Below are 231 nucleotides of genomic sequence, written 5' to 3' on the forward strand. Positions count from 1 at the left end.
GAAGTCGTAACAAGGTAGCCGTATCGGAAGGTGCGGCTGGATCACCTCCTTTCTAAGGAATATACAGTCCTGTCGGACTGATATAACGTTGACTGTTTTCTGTTTGTTTAGTTTTGAGGGAATAATCATCTCTCAAAGCTTTTTTTAATCGTTCTTTGAAAACTAGATAATCGTAAAAGAAGAAGTAACCAAGTAAAAACCGAGTGATCGCCATTTTAGTTTTTCTCTCTA

1 rRNA gene is annotated in these 231 nt (G+C 37.7%); it reads left to right on the plus strand.

What is annotated here, in order from left to right:
- Positions 1-52 (plus strand): 16S ribosomal RNA (locus tag M3234_RS29115); the annotation flags it as partial.
- Positions 53-231 lie beyond the last annotated feature (179 nt).

Source organism: Neobacillus niacini (assembly GCF_023715785.1).
Taxonomy (GTDB): Bacteria; Bacillota; Bacilli; order Bacillales; family Cytobacillaceae; genus Neobacillus; species Neobacillus niacini_E.